General features: G+C 48.8%; 1 protein-coding gene and 1 pseudogene. Both read left to right on the top strand.

The window, feature by feature from the left end; all coding sequences use genetic code 11:
• A partial coding sequence (locus Q0277_RS03545; protein ID WP_297995658.1) for a type II secretion system protein occupies nt 1-469 on the top strand: 469 nt, incomplete at its 5' end.
• 45 nt (nt 470-514) lie between these two features.
• A pseudogene (gene metG, locus Q0277_RS03540) lies at nt 515-2,501 on the top strand (methionine--tRNA ligase).
• Nucleotides 2,502-2,506: the final 5 nt, after the last annotated feature.

The following is a 2,506-nucleotide window of genomic DNA, read 5'->3' as shown; positions in this document are numbered from 1 at the left end:
CAAAGGTAGTGCCGAAGGTTGGACTTATACGGTGTATTATGATAGCACTATGAGCGGCAATCCTAACGGTAGTGTCGATCTGTCTGATCTATCAAGAGTCGATTTTGCTACGGATCCACAAAATCCAAATAAAATTTTGAGTGCCGGCTTTCAAAATCAGGCGATGAATAGAAATGCCGAGAGGATTAATAAGAAGCTAAATCTTACAAAAACTTACGATATTAGAAATATCACATTTACTAATTGCGGAGCCCCTACTAATCAAACTATAGTCTTTGACTCATATGGTCGTCCTATGGGACAAGTAGCCGACTCTACAGTGCCTTATGATAGGCTTTTTGTGGGTCAAAATCCATGCATAATCACGCTTACCAATGATGCGAAAGAGACCGCTAGTATTACTATCGAGCCGGAGACCGGATACGTAAGATACACGCTAAATTCTAATACCGGCACAGCCGCGCAATAGGACTAATAAAATTTTAGTCAAATTTAAGTAAGCGCAAGGAGAATAATGAAAAAATACATAATGACGCCGATTTATTACGTAAACGACGTCCCACATATCGGTCATGCATACACGACGATCATCGCCGATACGATGGCTAGATTTTACCGCCTGCAAGGACACGAGGTGTTTTTTAAAACGGGCACCGACGAGCACGGCCAAAAGATCGAAGAAGCCGCAGCCAAGCATGCTCAGAGCCCAAAGCAGTACGCAGACAGCGTGAGCACTAAATTTAAAGACCTGTGGGACGAGTTTGACATCAGCTACGATATGTTTTCGCGCACTACCGATGCCGCGCACGAGGCGGCGGTGCAAAACGTATTTCGCAGGATGTATGAAAAGGGCGACATTTATAAGGGCGAATACGAGGGTAACTACTGCGTAAGCTGCGAGAGTTTTTTTCCTTCCGCTCAGCTAATCGACGGCGAGTATTGCCCCGATTGCGGCAAAAAGACTAAAATTTTAAAAGAGGAGAGCTATTTTTTCAGGCTTAGCGCCTACGCAGAGCGGCTTTTGAAATGGTACGAGGACGAAAAATGCATCCTTCCCCTGGGCAAAAAAAACGAGGTCGTAAGCTTCGTAAAAGGCGGTCTAAAGGATCTTTCGATCACGCGAACGGGCTTTGATTGGGGCGTTAAAATTCCGCCCGAGCTAAACGATCCAAAGCATGTGATTTACGTCTGGCTGGACGCGCTGATGGATTATCTTAGCTCGCTCGGATTTTGCGCGGGCGGTGAGCGGATGGAGTATTGGAGCGACGCGCTGCACATCGTAGGCAAGGACATTTTGCGCTTTCACGCCGTTTATTGGCCTGCGTTTTTGATGAGCCTCGGGCTAAATATGCCGCGCAGCGTCGCAGCTCACGGCTGGTGGACGCGAGACGGCAAAAAGATGAGCAAAAGCCTGGGCAACGTCGTGGATCCGCGTGAGGTCGCAAATGCCTACGGGCTGGAGCAGTTTAGGTATTTCTTATTGCGCGAGGTGCCGTTCGGCCAAGACGGCGATTTTTCGCAAAAAGCGATCATCAACCGCGTAAATTCCGAGCTTGCCAACGAGCTTGGAAATCTACTCAGCCGCATCGTCGGCATGAGCGCGAAATACTCGGACTACGTCATAAATTCCAAAGACGTGATGAAATTTTTCACCGCCGAGATCGAGGAGACGAACTCCTATCTGAGCGCCGCACTTAGCGCGCTTGAGGAGGTCGCTACCAATAGATACTTGGAGGAGGCTTGCTCTTGCGAACGCTTCGATCGCAAAATACGAGCCGTGGAATTTGATGAAAAACGGCGAGCAGGCTAAGGCACTGGCTCTCGTCGCATTGGTTGCAAATATTTTGGCTAAAGTTGCTGTGCTGCTAAGCCCCGCGATGCCGAAGACGGCGGCACGTATCGCGGACACTCTGGGCTTTGAAATCTCCACTCCGCTTTATGAAAAGCTAGTACTTCGCGGTGAAATTTTAGATTTTAAGGCCAAGCCGTGCGAGCCGCTTTTTACCAAGATCGATCACGAGCTAATGCCGAAAGCGGATTACGATAGGCTGGATGGCGCTGTAAATTCTACAAGCTGTTCGGGTACAGACGCCGCGGCAAAAGGCGCGCCAAGCTTAAACGCAAACGCTTCCGGTTCGGGCGCTACGGCGCAAGAAGCCCAAGGTGCGGCATCTAAAGCTCAAATCAAAATCGACGATTTTAAAAAATGCGTTATCAAAGTCGGTACGGTTTTGGAGTGCGAAAACATAGAGGGCAGCGAGAAGTTGTTGCGATTTATGATCGATCTAGGGGAGGAGAGGCCGCGCCAAATCATCAGCGGTATCGCGAAATTTTACGATCCCGCCGCGCTTGTCGGCAAGCAGATCTGCGTGCTGGCAAATTTAAAACCCGCTAAAATTTTTAAACATAGCAGCGAGGGTATGATTTTAAGCGCCGAGGACGGCAGCCTTACACTGCTTAGTACCCTCACGCCCGTAAAAAACGGCGCAATCGTAGGTTAGCGATG

The sequence above is a fragment of the uncultured Campylobacter sp. genome (assembly GCF_938030815.1).
Classification (GTDB): domain Bacteria; phylum Campylobacterota; class Campylobacteria; order Campylobacterales; family Campylobacteraceae; genus Campylobacter_B.
This window is presented reverse-complemented; position numbering and strand designations above follow the sequence as displayed.